17 protein-coding genes are annotated in these 21,411 nt (G+C 56.0%); 12 read left to right on the top strand and 5 right to left on the bottom strand.

Translation table 11 applies throughout. The features are described from left to right. Window positions 1-235: 235 nt before the first annotated feature. From metG to AC2FLE_RS03060, 3 genes are all read left to right on the top strand, one after another. Complete coding sequence (metG, locus tag AC2FLE_RS03070) at window positions 236-1,954, top strand: methionine--tRNA ligase (RefSeq protein WP_496695164.1); 1,719 nt, start codon at window positions 236-238, stop codon at window positions 1,952-1,954. A 286-nt stretch (window positions 1,955-2,240) separates the two neighbouring features. Continuing rightward, window positions 2,241-3,419, top strand: coding sequence for an efflux RND transporter periplasmic adaptor subunit (locus AC2FLE_RS03065; protein ID WP_496695163.1), 1,179 nt, complete (start codon window positions 2,241-2,243; stop codon window positions 3,417-3,419). 3 nt (window positions 3,420-3,422) lie between these two features. Then, a complete protein-coding gene (locus tag AC2FLE_RS03060; protein ID WP_496690692.1) occupies window positions 3,423-6,560 on the top strand; it encodes an efflux RND transporter permease subunit in 3,138 nt (1,045 codons plus the stop codon). A gap of 37 nt (window positions 6,561-6,597) precedes the next feature. Here AC2FLE_RS03060 and glpD read toward each other — a convergent pair whose 3' ends face one another. After that, a complete protein-coding gene (gene glpD, locus AC2FLE_RS03055; protein WP_496695162.1) occupies window positions 6,598-8,175 on the bottom strand; it encodes a glycerol-3-phosphate dehydrogenase in 1,578 nt (525 codons plus the stop codon). 202 nt (window positions 8,176-8,377) lie between these two features. Here glpD and AC2FLE_RS03050 point away from each other — a divergent pair, with 202 nt between their 5' ends. From AC2FLE_RS03050 to AC2FLE_RS03025, 6 genes are all read left to right on the top strand, one after another. Next, entirely contained in the window at window positions 8,378-9,160 is a 783-nt protein-coding gene (locus AC2FLE_RS03050) for a DeoR/GlpR family DNA-binding transcription regulator (RefSeq protein ID WP_496695160.1), read from the top strand. Window positions 9,161-9,257: 97 nt separating this feature from the next. Beyond that, window positions 9,258-9,413, top strand: a complete 156-nt coding sequence (locus tag AC2FLE_RS03045) for a DUF5993 family protein (RefSeq protein WP_271946630.1) — start codon at window positions 9,258-9,260, stop codon at window positions 9,411-9,413. Between the two features lie 9 nt (window positions 9,414-9,422). Beyond that, window positions 9,423-9,992 (top strand): disulfide bond formation protein B, encoded by a 570-nt coding sequence (locus AC2FLE_RS03040; protein WP_496695158.1) that lies wholly within the window; start codon window positions 9,423-9,425, stop codon window positions 9,990-9,992. Between the two features lie 34 nt (window positions 9,993-10,026). After that, on the top strand, window positions 10,027-10,389 hold the full coding sequence (locus AC2FLE_RS03035; RefSeq protein WP_142634304.1) for a DUF3302 domain-containing protein: 363 nt from the start codon (window positions 10,027-10,029) through the stop codon (window positions 10,387-10,389). Between the two features lie 21 nt (window positions 10,390-10,410). Next, on the top strand, window positions 10,411-11,556 hold the full coding sequence (locus tag AC2FLE_RS03030) for an HlyD family secretion protein (RefSeq protein ID WP_281994737.1): 1,146 nt from the start codon (window positions 10,411-10,413) through the stop codon (window positions 11,554-11,556). A gap of 11 nt (window positions 11,557-11,567) precedes the next feature. Then, on the top strand, window positions 11,568-13,130 hold the full coding sequence (locus tag AC2FLE_RS03025) for an efflux transporter outer membrane subunit (RefSeq protein ID WP_281972232.1): 1,563 nt from the start codon (window positions 11,568-11,570) through the stop codon (window positions 13,128-13,130). Between the two features lie 3 nt (window positions 13,131-13,133). Here AC2FLE_RS03025 and mprF read toward each other — a convergent pair whose 3' ends face one another. Continuing rightward, window positions 13,134-15,743 (bottom strand): bifunctional lysylphosphatidylglycerol flippase/synthetase MprF, encoded by a 2,610-nt coding sequence (gene mprF / locus AC2FLE_RS03020; RefSeq protein ID WP_496695155.1) that lies wholly within the window; start codon window positions 15,741-15,743, stop codon window positions 13,134-13,136. A 98-nt stretch (window positions 15,744-15,841) separates the two neighbouring features. Beyond that, complete coding sequence (locus AC2FLE_RS03015) at window positions 15,842-16,270, bottom strand: Lrp/AsnC family transcriptional regulator (RefSeq protein WP_142634311.1); 429 nt, start codon at window positions 16,268-16,270, stop codon at window positions 15,842-15,844. Between the two features lie 86 nt (window positions 16,271-16,356). Here AC2FLE_RS03015 and rocF point away from each other — a divergent pair, with 86 nt between their 5' ends. Genes rocF through ocd form a run of 3 tightly spaced genes read left to right on the top strand, consistent with a single transcriptional unit; the run spans window position 16,357 to window position 19,247 of the window. Next, entirely contained in the window at window positions 16,357-17,277 is a 921-nt protein-coding gene (gene rocF, locus AC2FLE_RS03010) for an arginase (RefSeq protein ID WP_496695153.1), read from the top strand. Beyond that, window positions 17,277-18,197 (top strand): citrulline utilization hydrolase CtlX, encoded by a 921-nt coding sequence (gene ctlX / locus AC2FLE_RS03005; protein ID WP_496695152.1) that lies wholly within the window; start codon window positions 17,277-17,279, stop codon window positions 18,195-18,197. The genes rocF and ctlX overlap by 1 nt, the downstream gene beginning before the upstream one ends. A 9-nt stretch (window positions 18,198-18,206) precedes the next feature. After that, window positions 18,207-19,247, top strand: coding sequence for an ornithine cyclodeaminase (gene ocd, locus AC2FLE_RS03000; protein WP_496695150.1), 1,041 nt, complete (start codon window positions 18,207-18,209; stop codon window positions 19,245-19,247). A gap of 67 nt (window positions 19,248-19,314) precedes the next feature. On the opposite strand, the gene AC2FLE_RS02995 is transcribed toward ocd, so the two are convergent. Both AC2FLE_RS02995 and AC2FLE_RS02990 read right to left on the bottom strand, forming a co-directional pair. Beyond that, window positions 19,315-20,718 carry a TRAP transporter large permease gene (locus AC2FLE_RS02995; protein WP_496695148.1) on the bottom strand — a complete coding sequence of 468 codons (1,404 nt, stop codon included), beginning with the start codon at window positions 20,716-20,718 and terminating at the stop codon, window positions 19,315-19,317. Between the two features lie 3 nt (window positions 20,719-20,721). Further along, window positions 20,722-21,351 (bottom strand): TRAP transporter small permease subunit, encoded by a 630-nt coding sequence (locus AC2FLE_RS02990; protein WP_142634321.1) that lies wholly within the window; start codon window positions 21,349-21,351, stop codon window positions 20,722-20,724. Window positions 21,352-21,411: the final 60 nt, after the last annotated feature.

The raw sequence follows: 21,411 nt of genomic DNA, 5'->3' as shown, positions 1-21,411 counted from the left end.
GTATACGATGGTATGCAGTAAATATGGGGAGTCATGACAAAGTTTCAAGAGGTTGTGATTCTATATTTCAACCTATGGGTAATTAACATGGTGACACAGCGGCAGTCGGGAAATCCGTTCTTCGGGGTTTTTTCGGTGCCTGGGGCCGGAAAGTGGCATCCGTGCAAAAGCCGGGCTTTTGCTGGGCAGTGACATACGATAGACGAGCCTGCAGTTACATACGCGGAAACGGAACATGGCTCGGATTCTCATCACCTCGGCGATCCCCTATATCAACGGGATCAAGCACCTCGGCAATCTGATCGGCTCGCAATTGCCTGCCGACCTATATGCGCGGTATCAACGCGGCCGGGGGAATGAGGTCATGTTTCTCTGCGCCACCGACGAACACGGCACTCCGGCCGAGCTGGCCGCCGCCAAGGCAGGCAAGCCGGTCGCTGATTACTGTGCCGAGATGCATGGTGTGCAGGCCGATATCGCACAGCGCTTTGGCCTGAGCTTTGATCACTTTGGCCGCTCATCCAGCGCCCAGAACAAAGCGTTGACCCAGCATTTTGCGGGCAAGCTGGAAGACGCCGGGTTGATCCGCGAAGTGAGCGAGAAGCAGGTCTATTCCCACGCCGATGGCCGCTTCCTGCCGGATCGCTATATCGAAGGCACCTGCCCCAACTGCGGCTATGACCGCGCGCGCGGTGATCAGTGCGAAAACTGCACCAAACAGCTGGACCCGACCGACCTGATCGAGCCGCGCTCGGCCATTTCCGGGTCGACCGACCTTGAGGTGCGTGAGACCAAGCACCTGTATCTGCGTCAATCCGCGATGAAGGATCAACTGGATGCCTGGATCGACTCCAAGTCCGACTGGCCAATCCTGACCACATCCATTGCCAAGAAATGGTTACATGACGGCGACGGCCTGCAAGACCGTGGCATTACCCGCGATCTGGACTGGGGCGTGCCGGTCAAGAAAGGCGATCAGGACTGGCCCGGCATGGAGGGCAAGGTCTTTTACGTCTGGTTCGACGCGCCGATCGAATACATCGCTTGCGCCAAGGAATGGGCCGATGCGACCGGCAAAGCGAATGCCGAGTGGGAGCGCTGGTGGCGCACTGACAAAGGTGCCGATGACGTGCGCTATGTTCAATTCATGGGTAAGGACAATGTGCCTTTCCATACCCTGTCCTTTCCGGCGACCATTCTAGGTTCGGGTGAGCCGTGGAAGATGGTCGACCACCTGAAATCCTTCAACTACCTGAACTATGACGGCGGCCAGTTCTCAACCAGCCAAGGTCGCGGCGTATTCATGGATCAGGCACTGGACATCTTGCCCGCCGATTACTGGCGCTGGTGGCTGCTGAGCCATGCGCCTGAAAGCAGCGATAGCGAATTCACCTGGGAGAACTTCCAGCAATCGGTGAACAAGGATCTGGCCGATGTGTTGGGCAACTTCGTCAGCCGGATCACCAAGTTCTGCCGCTCAAAATTCGGCGAGGCGGTGCCCCAAGGCGGCACCTATGGCGAGCGCGAGCAGGCCCTGATCGAAGAGCTGACCCGCCGCGTCCGCGCCTATGAAGGGTTCATGGAGGCGATGGAAGTTCGCAAATCCGCGCAGGAATTGCGCGCCATCTGGGTTGCCGGGAACGAGTATCTTCAATCCGCGGCACCCTGGTCGACCTTCAAGGAAGATCCCGAACAGGCCGCGGTACAGGTGCGTCTGGGTCTGAACTTGATCCGGCTCTATGCCGTGCTCAGTGCGCCGTTCATTCCCGAAACCACTGCCCGGATGTTGAGTGCGATGAACACGCTGGATACTGCTTGGCCTGACGATGTTGCGGCGGCCCTGTCCGCCCTGCCCCCAGGCCATGACTTTGCCGTTCCCGAAGTGCTGTTCGCCAAGATAACGGACGAACAGCGCGAAGACTGGCAGAGCCGTTTCGCTGGTATCCGCACCTAAGACACCCGACCGGGAAAAAATACAGGGGCTTAACGGCCCCCTTTTTCATTTTGCGTTTGATCCAGATTGCCGGAAACGCCCTTGCCAGATCAGGAAACTAACCCTGGCCGATTTGCGTAAACCTGCCGCCCTACAGAAAAATATCCTTGGGTAAGCGATTGCCTTACGGGCTAACACGCTTGAGAAACCTACCAAAACCAGCCATCCTCACAAAGAGTTTAGGCGACTCGGACCGCTGGCGGCGACCCGAGTTGTGTCCAGTTTTTGTTTCAATGGGGCTTCTGCCATGATCCTTGCATCAACACTTTTCAGCTTTCGACCGAACGACCCCATAGCCAAATCCGTTTGGTATGCCGCAGCTTTTGCCCTGTGTGGGTTGGTGGTGCCAGCTGCCGCGCAGGATAAAAGTGACGCCCCACCGCCCAAAGTGTCCATCGCAGCGGCCTACACACAAGAAATCACGGACGAGGCGACTTTCATCGGTCGAGCTGAGGCGCTGAACAAGGCCGATATTGTCGCCCGGGTCAGCGGTTTTTTGGACAGTCAGAATGTTGAAGACGGCGCGATGGTGAATGAAGGCGACCTTATGTTCACGATCGAGCCGGACCTGTATCAGGCGACACTAGATGCACGGAATGCCGATCTGGACCGTGCCGAAGCAAATCTTGAGCTCGCCAAAGTTGACCTGGCCCGTAAAGAAGAACTTTACAAACGCGATGCCACTCCGGAAAGCGAACGGGATATCGCCCGTGCCAACGAACTTGTGGCCATTGCCGAAGTCAAAGCCGCGAAAGCCGCGATCCAACAGGCCGAACTTGATCTGAGCTATACTAAGGTCCACGCACCGTTCACCGGCCGTATCGGGCGGGTCGCTATCAGCGTCGGGGACGTTGTCGGCCCGAACAACCCACCATTGGTGAATATCGTCAGCGAGGCACCAGTGTATGTGAATTTCTCGTTGAACGAGAAACAGTTTACCTCGGTTCTTGAACAATATGGCGAGAATGCATCGACGCTGGCCGAAAGCCCCAAAAGCCCGAATGTGCATGTAACACTGCCCAATGGATCGGACTTGGGCGAAACAGGTTCGATTGTTTTCGTTGACAACCGTATCGACCCGCTAACTGGAACGATTGCAATGCGGGCCGAATTCACAAATGCCGACCGGCTGATCCTCGATGGTCAGTTTCTGAGCGTTCATATCGAAGCGCTGGAGCCGACCTTGCAGGTTCTGATCCCGCAGGCGGCCTTGTCACGTGATCAGCGCGGTGATTTCGTTCTGGTCGTTAACGATAAGCAAATGGTCGAACAGCGCTATATCACCACCGGCGACAATGTCGGAACTGCTGTGATCGTTCTGGACGGCCTGCGCGAAGGAGAAAGCGTGATCGTCGAGGGCCTCCAGCGCGTGCGCCCGGGTGTGGCAGTGGATGCTGTCACCGCATCCGAGCAGCCGGGAGAGTAACAGATGTTCTCATCCCTGTTCATCAGCCGGCCCAAGCTGGCCCTAGTTATTTCGCTTGTCCTGACGATCATGGGCGGGATCGGCTATATGGTTCTGCCGGTCGCCCAGTTTCCTGATATTACGCCACCGGTCGTCAGCGTTTCCGCCACCTATACCGGTGCCAATGCCGAAACGGTCGAGAACACCGTCGCCGCGCCGATCGAGGCGCAGGTCAACGGCGTGGATGACATGATCTACATGACGTCCACCTCTTCGGATAACGGCTCGTATTCGTTGAATATTACCTTCGAAGTCGGCACCGATCCTGACATTGCATCCGTCAACGTGCAGAACCGCGTTGCGCAGGCCATGTCTTCGCTTCCGTCAGAGGTGACTTCGTCGGGTGTTGTTACGCAGAAGGCATCGACCAATATGCTGATGCTGGTCACGCTGACCTCACCCAAAAGCACCTATGACAGCGTATTCTTGTCGAACTACGCTTCGATCAACCTGAAAGATGCGCTGGCACGGGTACAGGGTGTTGGTAAAGCCGATGTTCTGACTAACCTTGAATATGCAATGCGGATCTGGATGGATCCCGACAAGATGACCGCCCTGTCGATTTCACCGGGTGATGTCATAGACGCTATCCGAGAACAGAATATCGAAGTGTCTGCCGGTTCGATAGGCTCGCCGCCTGTCCCTGAGGGACAGACATTTCAATATACGATCAAGACCAAGGGCCGACTGACCTCGGCCGCTGAATTCGGCAATATTGTCATCCGTACTGGTGATGCAGGGGCAATCGTACGCATAAGGGACATTGCCAGAACCGAACTTGGAGCGCAGTTCTATTCGGCTTCGGGTTATTTCCAGGCAGAACCCGCAACGGTTATCGGTATCTATCAAGCCCCCGGTGCCAATGCGTTGGCTGTTTCAGATCGTGTTCAGGCCGAATTGGACCGGCTGTCGCGTTCGTTCCCAACAGATGTTGAATATCAGGTACCCTTCAACACGACAGACTTCGTGGAACAATCTCTGAACGACGTGGTTTCCACCCTGATGCTGACGTTCGTTTTGGTGATTTCGGTCGTATTTGTCTTTTTGGGCAGTTGGCGTGCCACGATCATTCCGGCGGTTGCTATTCCCGTTTCGCTGATCGGGACGTTCGCGTTCCTGCTGGCGTTTGGGATGTCCCTGAACACAATTTCTTTGTTCGCGCTTGTACTGGCCATCGGGATCGTGGTCGATGATGCCATCGTGGTGGTTGAAAACGTTGAACGCATTATCGCCGACGAAGGGTTGTCCCCGCCTGAGGCGACACGGAAAGCAATGGGCCAAATCACCGGACCCGTCATCGCAACCACACTGGTTCTGCTGGCCGTTTTTGTGCCCGTAACCTTTATGCCTGGCATCTCGGGGCGACTGTATTCTCAGTTTGCAGTCACCATCTCAACTGCGGTCGTGATTTCGTCAATCAACGCTTTGACCTTGTCTCCGGCGCTTTGCGGATTGGTTCTGCGCGCACGCTCGGGTCCGCCCAAGGGTATTCTGGCCCTGTTTGAGCGTTTCATCGGAACGCTGCGTGACGGTTATGTTGTCATTGTGCGCAAACTGTTAATTCTGCCAGTCGCCGGACTGGGCGTCATCGTTGTTCTGGCAATGGGTACAGGGACGATCATGTCGAACACATCAAGCGGTTTTATTCCGCTTGAAGACAACGGCTATCTCTTTGTGGACATCCAGTTGCCAGATGCGGCAACGCTGGAACGCACCGAGACTATCGCAGGTCGGGTCGACGACCAGATCCGCGATATCTCGGGGGTCGCCAGTACGGTTCTGATCAACGGGTTTTCGCTGCTGAACGGCACAACCACAAATGGAGCGACCGTTTTTGTGAACCTCGACAACTGGGACGAACGGCAAGATCCCGACCTGTCTGCCGATGCCATTCTGGGCAAGGTTCTGGCGATTGCAAATGGCGAATCCGCAGCTTCGATCGTGGCCTTCAACCCGCCACCGATTCAGGGCCTCGGCATGTCAGCCGGTGTGGAAATGGAGGTTCAGCAAGTCGGGGGCGGTACGCCTCAGGATCTGGCCTCGGCCGTTGGGTCCTTCGTCTATGCTGCAAACCAGCGACCCGAGATTGGTCAGGCCTATACAACATTCCGGGCCAATGTTCCTCAGCTATTTGTCGATCTGGACCGTGAGAAAGCGAAAACCCTGGAAGTGTCTGTTGCTGAGATTTTCCAGACGATGCAAGCCCAACTAGGCTCGTACTATGTGAACGATTTCAACCTGTTTGGCCGCGTCTACCGCGTGATGATTCAGGCCGAGGGGAGCTATCGGAACAAGGTCGAAGATATTTCGAACCTGTATGTGCGCTCGACCAAGGGCGATATGGTTCCATTGGGTACGTTGATCGACGTGGAAAACGTGTTGGGGCCAGTCCTGTTAAAACGGCATAACCTGTTCCGTTCGGCAACAGTTACAGCTGTACCTGCGCCAGGGCTGTCCAGTGGCGATGCTATCACTGTGATGACAGAAGAATCCGCCAACGCCCTACCCTCGGGATACGCGTTTGAATGGACAGGCACCGCACAACAGCAGCTTGCATCCGGCAGCCTTGTGATCATTATCCTCGGGCTTGCTGTCCTGTTCGCTTATTTGTTCCTGGTGGGGCAATACGAAAGCTGGTCGATGCCGGTGTCCATTCTTCTATCGGTTATTGTTGCCCTGTTCGGGGCGGTTGCGGCGGTGGCCATCGTGGGCAGCGACATAAACCTGTACACGCAGATCGGGATGATCATGCTGGTGGGGCTTGCGTCGAAGAACGGTATCCTCATCGTTGAATTCGCAATGGAACAGCGTGCCAATGGCCTTTCGATCAAAGATGCTGCAGCCGAAGCCGCCCATCAACGTTTCCGCGCGGTGATGATGACCGCCCTCTCCTTCCTGTTGGGTGTTGTACCGTTGCTTGCCGCGAATGGCGCGGGTGCGGCTAGCCAGAAGGCCATCGGTGTCGCCGTCTTTGGCGGAATGCTGGCGGCAACTCTGGTTGGCGTTATCCTTGTGCCGGTACTTTACGCCCTGATGCAGGGGCTGAGGGAATGGCTCAAAGGGACAAAGAACGACCCCGACCCTTCGGAAGAAGCCGCATAAATCAAAAAAAGCCCCGCCAAAAACGCGGGGCTTTTCTTTAATGGGCCAGGCGCTTTTCGATCCAGCGCTGGATGGCAGCGATCTGATCGGCATCAAGTCTTAGGCCCAGCTTGTTTCTGCGCCAGATGGCATCTTCAGCGCAGCGCACATATTCCTTGGTGACCAGCCATTCCATTTCGCGTTCGGTCAGAGTCGCCCCGAACTCTTCCCCCAGATCCTCAGCGGTCTTTGCATCGGCCAGAATAGCGCGCGCCTCGGTTCCATAGGCGCGCACCAGCCGTTCCGCCCATGTGCGATTCAAAAAGGCATAGTCGAATTCCAGACCGGCAATAAGGTCTTGCACTGCGCTAACGGGGAAATCGCCACCCGGCAAAGAAACACCAGCGGTCCATGGACCGGGCAAATCCGGGAAGTACTCAGCGATTTTCTCAAGCGCACTTTCGGCCAATCTGCGATAGGTCGTAATCTTGCCGCCGAAAACATTCAAAACCGGAGCGCCGCCAAGCCCATTGACCTTCAGAGTATAGTCTCTGGTCGCGGCCGTTGCGCTGCTAGCCCCATCGTCATACAGAGGGCGCACACCGGAATAGGTCCAGACGATGTCTTCGCGGGTCACAGGCTGCTCAAAATATTTTGACGCAAACGCACACAGATATTCCTGTTCAGACTCGGTACAGACTGGAGGAACCGATGGGTCTGGGTGATCCTGATCAGTTGTTCCAATAAGGGTGAAATCTCTCTCATAGGGAATGGCAAAGATGATGCGTCCGTCTTCACCTTGGAAGAAATAGCATTTGTCATGGTTGAATAACCTGTGGGTTACGATATGGCTGCCGCGGACCAACCGAACCCCCTCGCGCGAGTTCACGTGGATTTTTTCCTGGATGATATCGCCAACCCAGGGCCCACCGGCATTGATCAACATCTTTGCCAAGACGATACGGGTTTCGTCATTTTGGTTATCGCGGATCGTCACATGCCAAACATCATCCACCCGCTCGGCTGAAAGAACTTCGGTCCGAACCAGAATATCGGCGCCACGGGCCTCGGCATCACGGGCATTCAGAACAACCAGACGGGAATCTTCGATCCAGCAGTCGGAATACTCATAGGCGGTTTCGAACCTGTTTTGCAGCGGGACACCTTCAGGCGCGGAACGCAAATTCAGCGCAGAGGTCCCGGGTAGAATTTTCCGCCCTCCAAGGTGATCGTACATGAACAGGCCAAGACGGATCAGCCAGGCTGGACGACGACCACGCATCCAAGGCATCACTGTACTCAGCAGCCGTGAGGTCGGAGTGTCCGAGTCAAATCGAATCCCATCGTGGTAGGGAAGCACAAAGCGCATCGGCCAACTGATATGAGGCATTGCCCGCAGCAGCGTTTCCCGCTCAATCAGCGCCTCGCGGACCAACCTGAACTCAAAATATTCCAGATACCGTAGGCCGCCGTGGAACAGTTTGGTCGAGGCCGAGGACGTGGCCGATGCCAAGTCGTTCATCTCGGCCAATGTCACCGACAATCCCCGCCCGGCCGCATCACGCGCGATCCCGCAACCGTTAATACCGCCACCGATGATGAATAGGTCAGTAACCTGGCCAGTCTGCTGTGCCATTTGCAGGTCAGTCCTTTTGCTGAAAACGTGCGGCAATTAACCCGTTCGATACTCGGTTCGTCAATGTGGATTTTCGTTTTTTTTCGCGTAACGAACAAGAATAGCGATTTTTGTTGTTGTCCAAACGATGTTTGATTTCTGCCGGTTGCAATATTGCGAAAAAAGGAACAAAAACGAAAGAACCCAATAACCGGAGCTTCCCTTGTCTCTTTCGTTCCGCCAGTCAGACATCATAGAAATCGCCAAGCAGAATGGTCGCGTCATGGTCGAGGATCTGGCGTTGCAGTTTGGTGTCACGGTCCAAACGATCCGGCGTGATCTTTCCGAGCTTGCGGAACTGGGCAAGCTGGACCGGGTTCATGGCGGCGCGGTCCTGCGATCCGGCGTTTCGAATATCGGTTACGAGGACCGGCGCGCCCTGAATGCTGAAATCAAGACCCGTATCGCACAGGTTTGCGCTGCCAACATACCGGATGGTGCATCGCTTTTTTTGAACATCGGTACATCGACCGAGGCTGTCGCGCATCAGTTGCTAAACCACAAAGATCTTATGGTGGTGACAAATAACATGAATGTCGCGCGTATCCTGGTGGAAAACACGAACTGCCAGATCGTCGTCGCCGGTGGTGTTCTGCGCCGGTCGGACGGTGGTCTGATCGGCAACCTGACCAATTCAACGATTGAACAATTCAAGTTCGATTATGCGGTAATCGGGTGTTCCGCACTGGACGCCGATGGTGATCTTCTGGATTTCGATTTCCAAGAAGTCCGTGTCAGCCAGACTATCATTGCACAGGCCAGACACAGCTTTCTGGTTGCCGATCATTCGAAATTTCAGCGCTCGGCCCCTGCCCGTATTGCCTCGATGTCCGAAGTTGACGTTTTCTTTACAGATCAACCTCTTCCAAGTGGGCTTGCACGTAAATGCAAGGAATGGGGAACGCGGGTCGTATACAGCTGCCGAACCACCGGAGATTCGCATTAAACGCGTAATTCCAAACGTGGTTCTTGTCATAGGCGACCGGCCCTGACAGTATCGCAACATATTGCAATCAGTGCACGGCAAGGGGGAGATCCGGGCCATGATCGCGCTTTTATTTGCGTTACTCACAGCCACTATGGGGCTGAATTATTATAGAAAAACCAAAGCGGCCAATGTTGTGTTCTTCATCACCATGGCCCTAAGTGTTTATTGGCTGAAGTTTCATGCCACCAGCCAACTGACCATTCAGCTGTAGGAGGCCACAATGACACCCGAGCTTTCCCGCACCCTGAACGCGTTGGGAACCCTGGCGGTCAGCCTCGTTCTTGTGCTGGCCTTCGGATACCAGCTGGCGCTGAACGAACTGCCCTGCCCGCTTTGCTTATTGCAACGGGTCGGGTTCGTAGCGGTGGGCGTTGGTTTGGGCCTGAACCTGCTATACGGAGCCCGGCCGCAGCATTATGCGTTGATGTTGCTTGCGGCACTGTTTGGGATCAGCGTTTCCGTTCGCCAGATCTTGCTGCATATCGTACCGGGTACCGGCCACTATGGTTCGCCTGTTTTTGGGTATCACTACTACACATGGGCCGCGATCTGCTTTTTTCTGATCCTGCTGGGCACGGCAATCTTGCTGCTTTTCGACCGTCAATATCAGGACACAACCGTCGATCAACCACGGTTCGGGGGCAATACGCTGGCCAAAACCGCGTTCTTTGTGATGCTAGGGCTGGCCGCGCTGAATGCGGGGTCGACCTTGTTGGAATGTGGCCCAGGTATCTGCGCTGACCCGCCGACAAGCTACAAATTGATTGACGAACTGGACACCAACAACTGAGGATGGATAAACCTTCCCTCATGGAGGCATCGGAATGGGACTACTGGGGCAGCCGCTAGGCTATTATGACTATCTGACATTTATAGCACTTATACTGCTGCTGGCCGCTGTAATGGCGCTGTTTCTGTTCATAATGGGACTGCCCGGCCGCATCGCAATCAAACGCAACCATCCCCATGCCGAGGCAGTCAAGATCATGGGCTGGATGGGGTTTCTGGCCGTCGTTCCCTGGATTCACGCCTTTATGTGGGCTTTCCACGATGCAGCCACTGTCGATATCCGCCGTATGCCTGATGATGAACGCGATGCGATACGGAAGGACATCAAACGGTTAGGCGGTGATCTGACCGAAGAATATCGCGATCCACTGGACCCGGACGAAACACAAAAAAGCTAAGGCTAAAGGAAGTCCCACAATATGTTTGTCGCTCTTGGCATTACGCTTTTCTACATCATTTTTGTCTGGCTGATCTTCTTCAAACTACAATGGCTTAAGTTCAGTATCGCCTGGGGCATCGTTTCCTTCTGGGTGGGTGCTCATCTGTTATTGATCTTTATGGTTGCGCTGCGGTTCTTCCAGCCATTTTCGATCGACAGCCACGTGGTTCGCTCAACCATACAGATCGTGCCGCGCCTGACTGAACCAACCATCCTTTCCGAGGTTCTGGTCGAGCCGAATACAGAGGTGAAGAAAGGGGATCCGCTGTATCGGTTCGACGACACCGTCTTTGCGCTTGAATTCGAAGAGGCATCCGCACAGTTGGTTGCAGCCCAGCAGAACGCCAAAATTCTGGAACAGGATGTGATCGTCGCGGGTGAAGCCGTCGAGCGAGCCAACGCACAACTGGCATATGCGCTGACCCAGCAAGCACGGTATGAAAACCTTGTCCCTGCGGGTGGTGCCCGAGAGGATGAGCTGGATCGCTGGAACGAGCAGGTCACGGAAGATCAGGCCAAGATAAAAGAGGCCGAAGCCAATCTGGAAAAGGCAAAGCTGGCGCTGGATTCGCAGATCGACGGGGTCAATACCGGAATCGTTCAAGCTCAGGCTCAGTTGGAAAAGGCCCGGTATTTTCTGGACAATACTACGATCTACGCGCCCGAAGATGGTATGATCGTTTCACAACAGGCACGCCCGGGTCTGGTTGTCGGTGATATCCGATTGGGCGCAATCGCCAGCTTTGTGACCAAGGAAAACCCCTATATTCTCGCCACTTACCGGCAGCAGAACCTGAAATTTGTGAAACCCGGGCAACAGGTTGAGGTCGCGCTGGACTTATATCCCGGAGAAATCCTGACCGGCAAAGTCGAGGCAATCTGGTGGGCAACCCGCCAGGGTCAATATCTGCCATCAGGCCGCCTGCCCGGATTTGAACTGCCAAAAATTCCTGGACATATTGCCGTGCAGATTTCGGTCGAAATTCCAGATGGCCACGTCTTTCCCGCCGGTGGACACGCCGCGGTGGCAATCTATACCGGCCAGGGCAAAAGCTTTGAGTTCCTGCGGCGCATCAATATCCGCCTCTATTCCTTCGCAAACTTCATCCGACCACTGGACATTTAAGGACACGCTGTATGACACGGGCCAGGCTAAACCGCAGTTTGATGGGCACAGCCCTGTGTGCCGCGCTGCTGGTGGGATGCGCACCTGTCGGTCCTGATTTTGTGCGACCGAACTCTCCGGTCGTGAAGGAATGGATCGAGGTAAACAACCCCTCAGTCGGTCCCAGCGGCCTCACCTCGCGTAGTGCCCCTGTGGCAAAATGGTGGGAGACCTTCAACGACGCCACTTTGAACCGTTTGATCGCCGAAGCCTATGCCCAGAACCTGGCGCTACAGGTGGCCGGTGCGCGCGTATTACAGGCCCGCGCACAGCTTGGGATTGCCTTTGGTGAGCTTTACCCCCAATCGCAGGCCATCGGAGGTTCGATCGAGCGGCGCCAGATCAGCGATAATATCGGGCCGATTTCCGATATCAATCGGATCATCCCTCTGGATACCGAATTCTCGACCTCGCAGGTTGGCTTCGACGCCCAATGGGAACTGGATGTGTGGGGGCAGCAACGCCGGGGTGTGCAGGCCGCACGATCCAATCTGGCACTTCAGGTCGCTAATTACGATGACGCTTTGGTCACGCTGACCGGCGATGTAGCAGCGTTATATGTAAGCTTCCGCGCGCTGCAAGAAACTCTGTTCGTGGCACGAGAGAATATAAAGCTGCAACAGGAATCGGTTGATCTGACGCAACTGCGTTTCAACAACGGCGTCACCACTGAATTGGATGTGCAAGAGGCCACCGCCCTGCTGAACAATACCATGGCGCTGGTGCCGGAAATTGAAAGCGATCTTCAACAGACCAAGAATGCTTTGGCTGTTTTACTGGGAACAACACCCTCGCGCATGGCCGGGTTGCTGGGTAATTCCGGTCGTATCCCTTCGGCCCGATCCAACGTCGCGGTTGGAGTACCAGCGGAATTGCTGCGCCGACGCCCGGATGTACGCGCCGCAGAACTGGCCGCTGCCACACAGTCTGCGCAAGTTGGGATTGCGATTGCTGACCTGTATCCCCAGTTCATCCTGTCCGGTTCGATCGGCCTGCAGGCCTCGGGCAGTCAGGACCTGTTTTCATCCGCCAGCAATACTGGGCTGGCCAGTGCCGGAGTGGTCTGGAATGTGCTGAATTATGGGCGGATCAAGAATAATGTCCGCGCCCAGGACGCAGCTTATCAGGCATTGATCGCCAACTATCAAAACACCGTCCTGACCGCCTATTCCGAGGTCGAAAGTGCTATGGTCGCCTATACGCAATCACGCAAACAGGTGACATTCTACCAAAACAGCGTCACCGCATCGCGCAAAGCTGCCGAGATAGCGGTGAACCAATACCGGGATGGCATCGCCAGCTATTCCCGCGTTCTGAACACGCAAACCGCATTGCTTCGATCACAGGCCAATCTGATCGAAGCCCGCCAGCAGGTTTCGAGCAATCTGGTTGCAGTCTACAAAGGTTTAGGCGGTGGTTGGCAAATCCGGCAAAATCAGGAGTTCCTGCCGGAAACCGTGCTGGCCGAAATGGCCTATCGCACCGATTGGGGAGACCTGCTGCAACAGGCTCCGACCCAAGCGAGCCTGAACTGAGCGCTATTTCGTCAGACCGCGCAAGCCGCCCGAAATCAGAATGTTGACCTCGTACAGAATACGCGGCGCGGCCAGTCCTCCGGGGCTGGCCAAATAGTTCGGGCTCCATTCCGGTTCGAATTTCTGCTTGAACGAGCGCAGCCCCTCGAAGTGATAAAACTGTTCGCCATGTTCATAGACAAAGCCGCCAATGCGGTTCCACAGCGATGCCAGTTGCCGGTTTTCGATCCCGGAAAACGGTGCCGCCCCCAGCGAGAACCAGTGGAACCCCTGCTCGGCCCCCCATGACATCATCTCGGCAAACAGCGCGTCCATAACAAAACTTGGGCTATCTGGTTCATACCGCATCAGATCCAGCGACAGTTCTGATTTTTGCCCGCCCTGAAACAGGTTAGCAAACGCGACGATCTCACCTGTTTCGCCATTCCGCAGCACCGCGTGGTCGAAATAGGACAGATAGGTTTCATCAAATCCGCCAAGCGCAAAACCTTTCTCGGCCCCAGCTTTTTGTGCCAGCCAGTCATCCGAAATCTTGCGCAACTCGGGCAGGATCAGGTTTAGTTCCTGTTTTGGAATAATCTCGAAAACATACCCTTCGCGTTCGGCCCGGTTCTTGGCCTGACGGAATCGCTTGCGGGATTTTCCGTCCAGCGAAAAATCTTTCAGCGGCACCCGCGCTACTTCGCCAATTTTCAGGATCGACAGGCCAAGGTCTAGAAAGGTCGGCAGGTATTTGGTGGAAACGCTGTAGAAGGCACAAAGTTTACCCTCACGGTCCGCCATCTCGCGCAGCTGCCATATCAGCTGTTTACCGGCGGTTTCATCCCCTACTGGTTCACCTTTGGTGACCAGTGCGTTGCCGGTATCGGCATAAGCCAGAAAAGCGGTTTCATCCGGCGCGATCAGGAACTGCTTGTCCCCGGTCAGGGAAATCTGGGATTCCGTGTCTTCGCTTTCCATCACCAGACGTTCGACTACTTCGGGGATTTCTGTGCGGACTGGAACAGGAATCTCGCGCCCGAACAGAGAGCTAACGGCAACCACCCCAAGGATGACCGCAACCACAAGGCTGGATCGTAGGAACCGCGAGGCGTCGCCGTTCCAGGCAAACTCCCACCACAGGGCATTTTGATATTCGACATGGGAATAAGCAAACAGACCCACCCAAAAGATCACGGCAAGCAATGCAAGAACGCTGACCAGCCAAGGTATGTTCAACCTGAAGATCGACGCGCCGCTAACCCGATAGAACGCATCCCGGAACATGGCCAGCAGAACGATGCTACCCACCATGCTGAGCGCTTCGTGCGTATCCAGCCCTTTGGTCAGCGAAGCGACAAAACCGGCCAGCATCAACAGCATGGCCACAACCCAAGCCCGGTAAAGCTTGCGAAACAGCCCCCGTGACACAAGGATCAGCAAGACCCCTACCGCACTTCCGGCCAGGTGGGACGCTTCGACAAAGGAAAGGGGCAGGAAATCCCGTAGCACACCCAGGTTACCGCTGCTTGCAGGCAACGCGCCGGAGACCAGAAGTATCACACCGGCCACTGCGGCCACGCCTGCGGCCACCATGGGCACGATCGGACGGATCACTCGATAAACCCAAGTGGCTGCACCAGTAATATGTCGACGATGGGTCAATGCCGATGCCACAGCGATCGAGAGTGTGGCGATGAGGAAGGGAAGAAACGTATAGACCAGGCGGTACAGCAGCAGCGCGGCAATGACATCCGACCGGCCTGACGCGCCAAGTCCCGCGATCATAGTCGCCTCGAAGGCACCAATTCCGCCCGGCGCATGGCTGAGGATGCCGACCGCAATCGCGCCAATATAGATGGTGAAGAAATAGGGGTAGCCGATCCCAAGGTCTGTCGGCAGCAGCACATACAGAACCATCGACGCACCAAAAACATCGCCCAAGGCCGCCAGCGTCAGCAATCCGGCCAGTTTGCCGCCGGGAAGGTTAAATCCAACCCCGCCATAGGCCAGCCTGCGCCCGCCTTTCGACAGCCAGATGAACAGCGTTGCCAGAGCGATCAAAAGGCCCAATCCTATGACCGTCTCGACCGTATCGCTGATTGGCAAAACCTTCGATATCCCGTCGGGATGAAAGGTCAGCAAAGCCCCCAACAGCAAGGTCATGCCAGACCAGAAAGCGATCCACGAGGTCGCAATAACCCCAGCGACGCGCCCCAGATCCAGCCCCAAAGATGCGTAGATCCGATACCGGATCGCCGTGCCCGTGATATAGGAAAACCCAAGGCAGTTTGACACCGCATAACCACAGGCCCCGGCCATGCCCGCAACCGGCAAAGGAACCTCACCGTCGGCAACGCTCTGGACTGCAAAGACGTCGTATAAAGACAGGGAAACAAAGCTAAAAGCGGTCCAGCACAGGGCGATGAACAACAGCGTCCAAGAGGTGTTCGCCACATCCGTCTGAACGGATGACCATTTCACATGTGCAGACAGTTCATGCAGCACGGTCAGGGCGACCAGCATGACAATTACGGGAATGGCGATTCTGACCAGGGGTCGTTCGAGAAAACCGGATACTCTTTCGGCAAGTCGGATGGCCCAGAGTTCTTTGCCTGTATCCTGATCAGTCATGTGATTTCCCTGTTTCAGGTTTGCAGCTGCCTTTGCGCGGATGGCGAACGCATCGCAACTTTTACACATATTCCTTGCTGCTCAAAGCACTACAGCAATCAGACGCGGCCTTTCCGAGTAGAAAGAAGTAAGTTGGTTTCGGATCGCGTAATCCCCTCGATCCTGCGGATGCGAAACAGGATTTCATCCAGTTCGGCCAGGGTCTCGGTCCCAATCTCGGCAATCAAGTCCCAACCGCCATTTGTCGAATGGACAGCCCGCACCTGTGGCATGGCGGCAATTTGGGCCATGGTGCGCTCGGTGCCGCGCCCTTCGATTTCCAGCATCATCAACCCTCTGACCGGGCTTTGCGCCACATCCTGCCGTGTCAGAACCGTAAAGCCCACAATCTCGCCGGATTGCTTCAAACGTTGCAGACGGCTGCGCACTGTTGTGCGTGTGACCCCCAGTGTTTCAGCCAGTTCCGAGAGTGAAGCACGGGCATCCCGGTGCAGAGCGCTGAGAAGCTTGCCATCCAAATCGTCCATTCAATACTTCCGTTATGTCACTTGCGGTTCCATTTTGAGCATTTTGATCCCTATCCGCAAGCCACATTGCCGGAGTAGTATTCCATATGGATACAAACAACGTAATTCTGGTTGGCGCCCCGATGGATTCGGGCAAGCGTCGACAAGGCTGCCGGATGGGCCCCGATGCCTATCGGGTTGCGGGGCTTCAATCAGCTCTTTCCGATCTCGGCCTTCACCTACGGGATCTCGGCGATATCACACCTGACATTCCGGATATGTCCGAACATTCGCATCTCTTCGCCCTGCCCGAGTGTGTCGGCTGGACCAAAGCTCTCAGCCGTGTCGCGCAGGATGTCGCCCCACAAGGCCTGCCAATTTTCATGGGCGGCGATCATGCGCTTTCGATGGGCACGGTTTTGGGCATGGCACAGCACGCCGAGCGGATCGACCGCCCACTGTTCGTTCTCTGGCTGGACGCGCATAGCGATTTCCACACACCTGAGAGCACCGATAGCGGCAACCTGCACGGGACACCCGTGGCCTATTTCACCGGACAGCCCGGATTTGACGACTTTCCACCGGTTTCATCGCCAGTTCCGACCGACCGGGTCGGCATGATCGGTCTGCGCTCGGTCGACCCAGCCGAACGGGCTCGGCTGGAACAGGATCGCGCAATGCTGGCCGATATGCGAAGCATCGACGAAAACGGCATCAAAGCACCGCTGATGGCCTTTCTTGAGCGGGTCCGGGCAGCGGATGGCATCCTTCATGTTTCGCTGGATGTGGATTTCCTTGATCCGTCCATTGCTCCTGCAGTTGGCACAACAGTTCCAGGTGGCGCGACCGAACGCGAGGCCCATCTAGTGATGGAACTGCTACACGAAAGCGGTCTTGTCTGCTCGCTGGATCTGGTAGAATTGAACCCGTTTCTGGACGAACGCGGCCGCACTGCAAAGCTGATGGTCGATCTGGCCGCCTCATTGCTGGGTCGCCGCATCTTTGACCGCCCCACCCGGAGCTTCTGATGCAATCTCTACAAGCCCCACCAGCCGTTGTGATGATCCGGCCCCATGCGTTTGCTTCGAACCCCGAGACACGCGACGACAATGCGTTCCAGACCTTGGCCAACCGCTCCGCAGCGGCCACGTCTGTCCAAGCACGCGATGAACATGATCAGGCGGTAGCGCTGCTGCGCGATGCGGGTGTTAAGGTCCATGTCTTCGACGATTTCGGAGACCTCGACACACCAGACAGCGTATTTCCGAACAACTGGTTCTCGACCCATCCCGGCGGGCATGTGGCAATCTATCCGATGTTTGTGCCGTCGCGCAGGCGCGAACGTCGCGCCGACGTCATAGAAATGTTGAAACAGGAGTATCGTGTTCAGGACGTGATCGATTATTCCGGGCTTGAACAGGACAGACTGGCGCTGGAAGGCACCGGAGCGATGGTTCTGGACCACATTGGCCGCGTGGCCTACACGGTCAAATCCAACCGCGCCGACCCCGTTCTGTTGGAGCGTTTTTGCACCCATTTCAACTATGAGCCCATCGCATTCGAGGCGCATGATGCCGCAGGACGTGATGTCTATCACACGAATGTTCTGATGGGCATCGGCTCCAAATACGCGCTGATCTGTCTTGATATGATCGCGGACCCCGAACGCCGCGCGACAGTGAAAGCCAGGCTGGAAGAATCCGGTCGCACGGTCATTGACCTGACCCATGATCAGATCGCTGAATTTGCTGGCAACGCCATCGAACTGAGCGGCCTGAATGGTCCCGTGCTGGCGCTGTCCAGCAGGGCACTTGCCGCCCTGACCCCGGAACAAATCGCTACAATCGAAGCCAGCGCGACACCTCTGCCGCTTTCGATTCCCACCATTGAAACTGCCGGTGGATCCGTGCGCTGCATGATTGCGGGCATCCACCTGTCCCGCCGATAGGAGCCCCTAATGCAACCATCTGAAAAGGCCCTGGTGCCGTTTGTGTCCGTCGACAATATGATGAGACTGGTCCACCACATCGGCGTCGAACGTATGATCACCGATATTGCGGCGCAAATCGAAGCTGATTTCAAACGGTGGGAAAGCTTTGACAAAACACCCCGCATCCCTGCCCACTCGCCGCATGGGGTGATTGAACTGATGCCAACCTCAGACGGTGAGGCCTATGGGTTTAAATACGTCAACGGCCACCCCAAGAATACCTCCGAGGGCCTACAGACCGTTACCGCATTTGGATTGCTGGCAGACGTCTACACAGGCTATCCGACCCTGCTGACCGAAATGACCATGCTGACTGCATTGCGCACCGCAGCAACCTCTGCTCTGGTCGGCAGCTATCTTGCGCCCAAATCGGCCTCGACCATGGCAATGATCGGGAATGGCGCGCAATCCGAATTTCAGTGTCTCGCCTTCAAGGCCATGTGCGGGATTGATACTGTTCGCTTGTACGATACTGACGCGGCTGCCACCGAAAAATGTGCGGCCAACTTGGCGGGCTCTGGCCTCTCGGTCGTGAAATGCAAATCCCCTGAGGACGCCATCGAAGGCGCGCATATCATCACGACCTGCACGGCGGACAAGAAAAATGCCACGATCCTGACCGATAACTTTGTCGGCCCAGGCGTCCACATCAACGCGATCGGCGGCGACTGTCCTGGCAAAACCGAACTGCACAGAGATATCCTGCTACGCTCTGAAATATTCGTCGAATACCCGGAACAAACCCGTATTGAGGGCGAGATTCAGGCCCTTGAAGACGATCATCCCGTCACCGAGTTGTGGCAGGTCATGACGGGACAGGCCAAGGGTCGCAAAGATGATCGTCAGATCACGTTGTTTGACAGCGTAGGCTTCGCGATCGAGGATTTTTCAGCCCTGCGCTACATCCAGTCCGCAGTCCGGGGCACAGATTACTACGAACCCCTGGACATGCTGGCAGACCCTGACGATCCGCGCGATCTGTACGGAATGCTGATGCGAGCGAAATAGAGATACCCTGCCCCCACGCGCCAGCCGGGGGCAGGTATCACCAAAGATTGACTTCGCCAGATGCCAATTACCCGGCCAGCGAAGGCAGGTATAGAACGATGCCCGGAAAGGCGACCAGCAGCGCAATCGTCACGGCGTCGGCGATGAAAAACGGCGTCACGCCCTTGAACACGTCCTGAACGCTCAGATCAGGGCGGACGCCGGCAACGACAAAGCAATTCAAACCGATCGGTGGCGTGATCAGGCAGAACTCGGCCATTTTCACCACCAAAATACCAAACCAGATGGCGCACATCGGACCGGACATCCCAAACGTACTTTCCGCAGCGGTGACGGCCTCGCCCCCGTTCAGCGCCATAACTGCCGGATAGACAACCGGCAGAGTCAGCAGCAGCATCCCGATGGCATCCATGAACATGCCGAGAACCGCATAGGCCAGCAGGATGCAGATCAGGATCAGCATGGGTGACATCGTCAGCGATGTGATCCAATCGGAAAACGCGTTCGGCAAATCGGCGAATCCCAGGAACCTTACATAGATCAGCACACCCCAGATGATCGAAAAGATCATTGCGGTCAATTTGGCTGTCTCGAGCAGTGCGGATTTCAACTCTGCCCATCTCATGCCGTGGAACAAGGCGAAACAGAATACGATGAAGGCACCTATTGCCCCGCCTTCGGTTGGTGTACCCCAGGCTTTCTCACCAAAGGGGTTATAGACAAAACAGATGATGATCAGGATCACCGCCACAATCGGCAGAGCGCCAGGCAGAGCGGCAAAACGCTGTTTCCAGGTAAAGCCAGTGACCGGTGGGCCGACGTTCTTGAACACAACGGCGATGCCAACGATCAGCAAACCGTAAATAACTGCCGAAAAGGCGCCCGGTATGAACCCGGCGAGCAACAGCTTGCCCACATCCTGCTCTACGATGATCGCATAAATCACAAGGATCGCAGAAGGTGGGATCAGCGAGGCCAACGTGCCGCCTGCAGCAACTACGCCCGCCGCAAATTGTTTGTTGTACCCTACCTTCAGCATTTCCGGGATCGCGATCCGGGCAAACACCGCAGATGTCGCGACCGATGCCCCCGAGACCGCAGCAAAACCAGCGGTGGCGAACACGGTTGCGACCGCAAGCCCACCCGGAACCCAGGCCACCCAGCGTTTGGCAGCCTCGAACAGCGCGCGCGTCAGGCCTGCGTAGTAGGCAAGGTAACCGATCAGGATAAAGGTCGGGATCAGGCTGAGCGTATGGGCTGCAATCTTGGAATGCGGCACTTGCCCTGCGGTTTTTACCGCAACGGTCAGCGCCTTGCCAAATCGGTCAGGATCATATCCGAATTTGGCCCAGAATATCCAAACCAGACCGATCAGCCCCGCCAAAGCCGCGGCAAAAGCCACACGCATTCCGGTGATAACCAGAACCAGCAGACCACCGGTGACCCAGAGGCCAATCTCAATCGAGTCCATTTACTAGTCCTGCCCTTCGAATTGTTCGGCTTCAGCGGCAGCCTGCGCAGCAGCGTCCTGTATCATCGGCACCGCAACTGGGTTTTGTAGGCCCAGCACAAAGGCCCGTCCATAACCCCAGATTTGCAGCACAAGCCGCAAGCAAAGTACCGAAAACGCAATAGGTGCCAGTAACTTGGCAGGCCAGAGCGGGATGCCAATGTCGATCGAGCTGTCCCGGCTCCACAGAGGTGCGCCAAAGTCGAATGATCTGTCGAAATGGGACCAGCTGCCCCAGACCAATGCCAACATGAGCACCAGGATGAGAACGACCGAAATCAACTCGAACAGCCACAAAGCCCGTCCGTGTAGCCGCGAAATGACAATATCCATCCGGATATGGCCCCCATCGCGTTGTACGTAAGAGATACCTAGAAACGCAATCAAAGGCATGGCTTGCTCGATCCAATCGACATAGCCCGGCAATGGCGCGTTATAGGCGTTGCGCCCGCTCACCGAGACAACTGCCAGCACCATTAACCCGAACACGGCAATTCCGCTGATCAGTGCAAGCGTACGCTCGGCCCTTAACAGCAGCTGGTCCAGCCTGCTCAGACGGCTATCATCCGCAAGCACCGTCGCCTGTCCTGCCATTCCGCTGGCCCTTTCTGTATTGGAATCAGTGTCCGGGTACCGCGCTGGGTACCCGGAACG

The sequence above is a fragment of the Ruegeria sp. CDSA077 genome (assembly GCF_059612265.1).
This window is presented reverse-complemented; position numbering and strand designations above follow the sequence as displayed.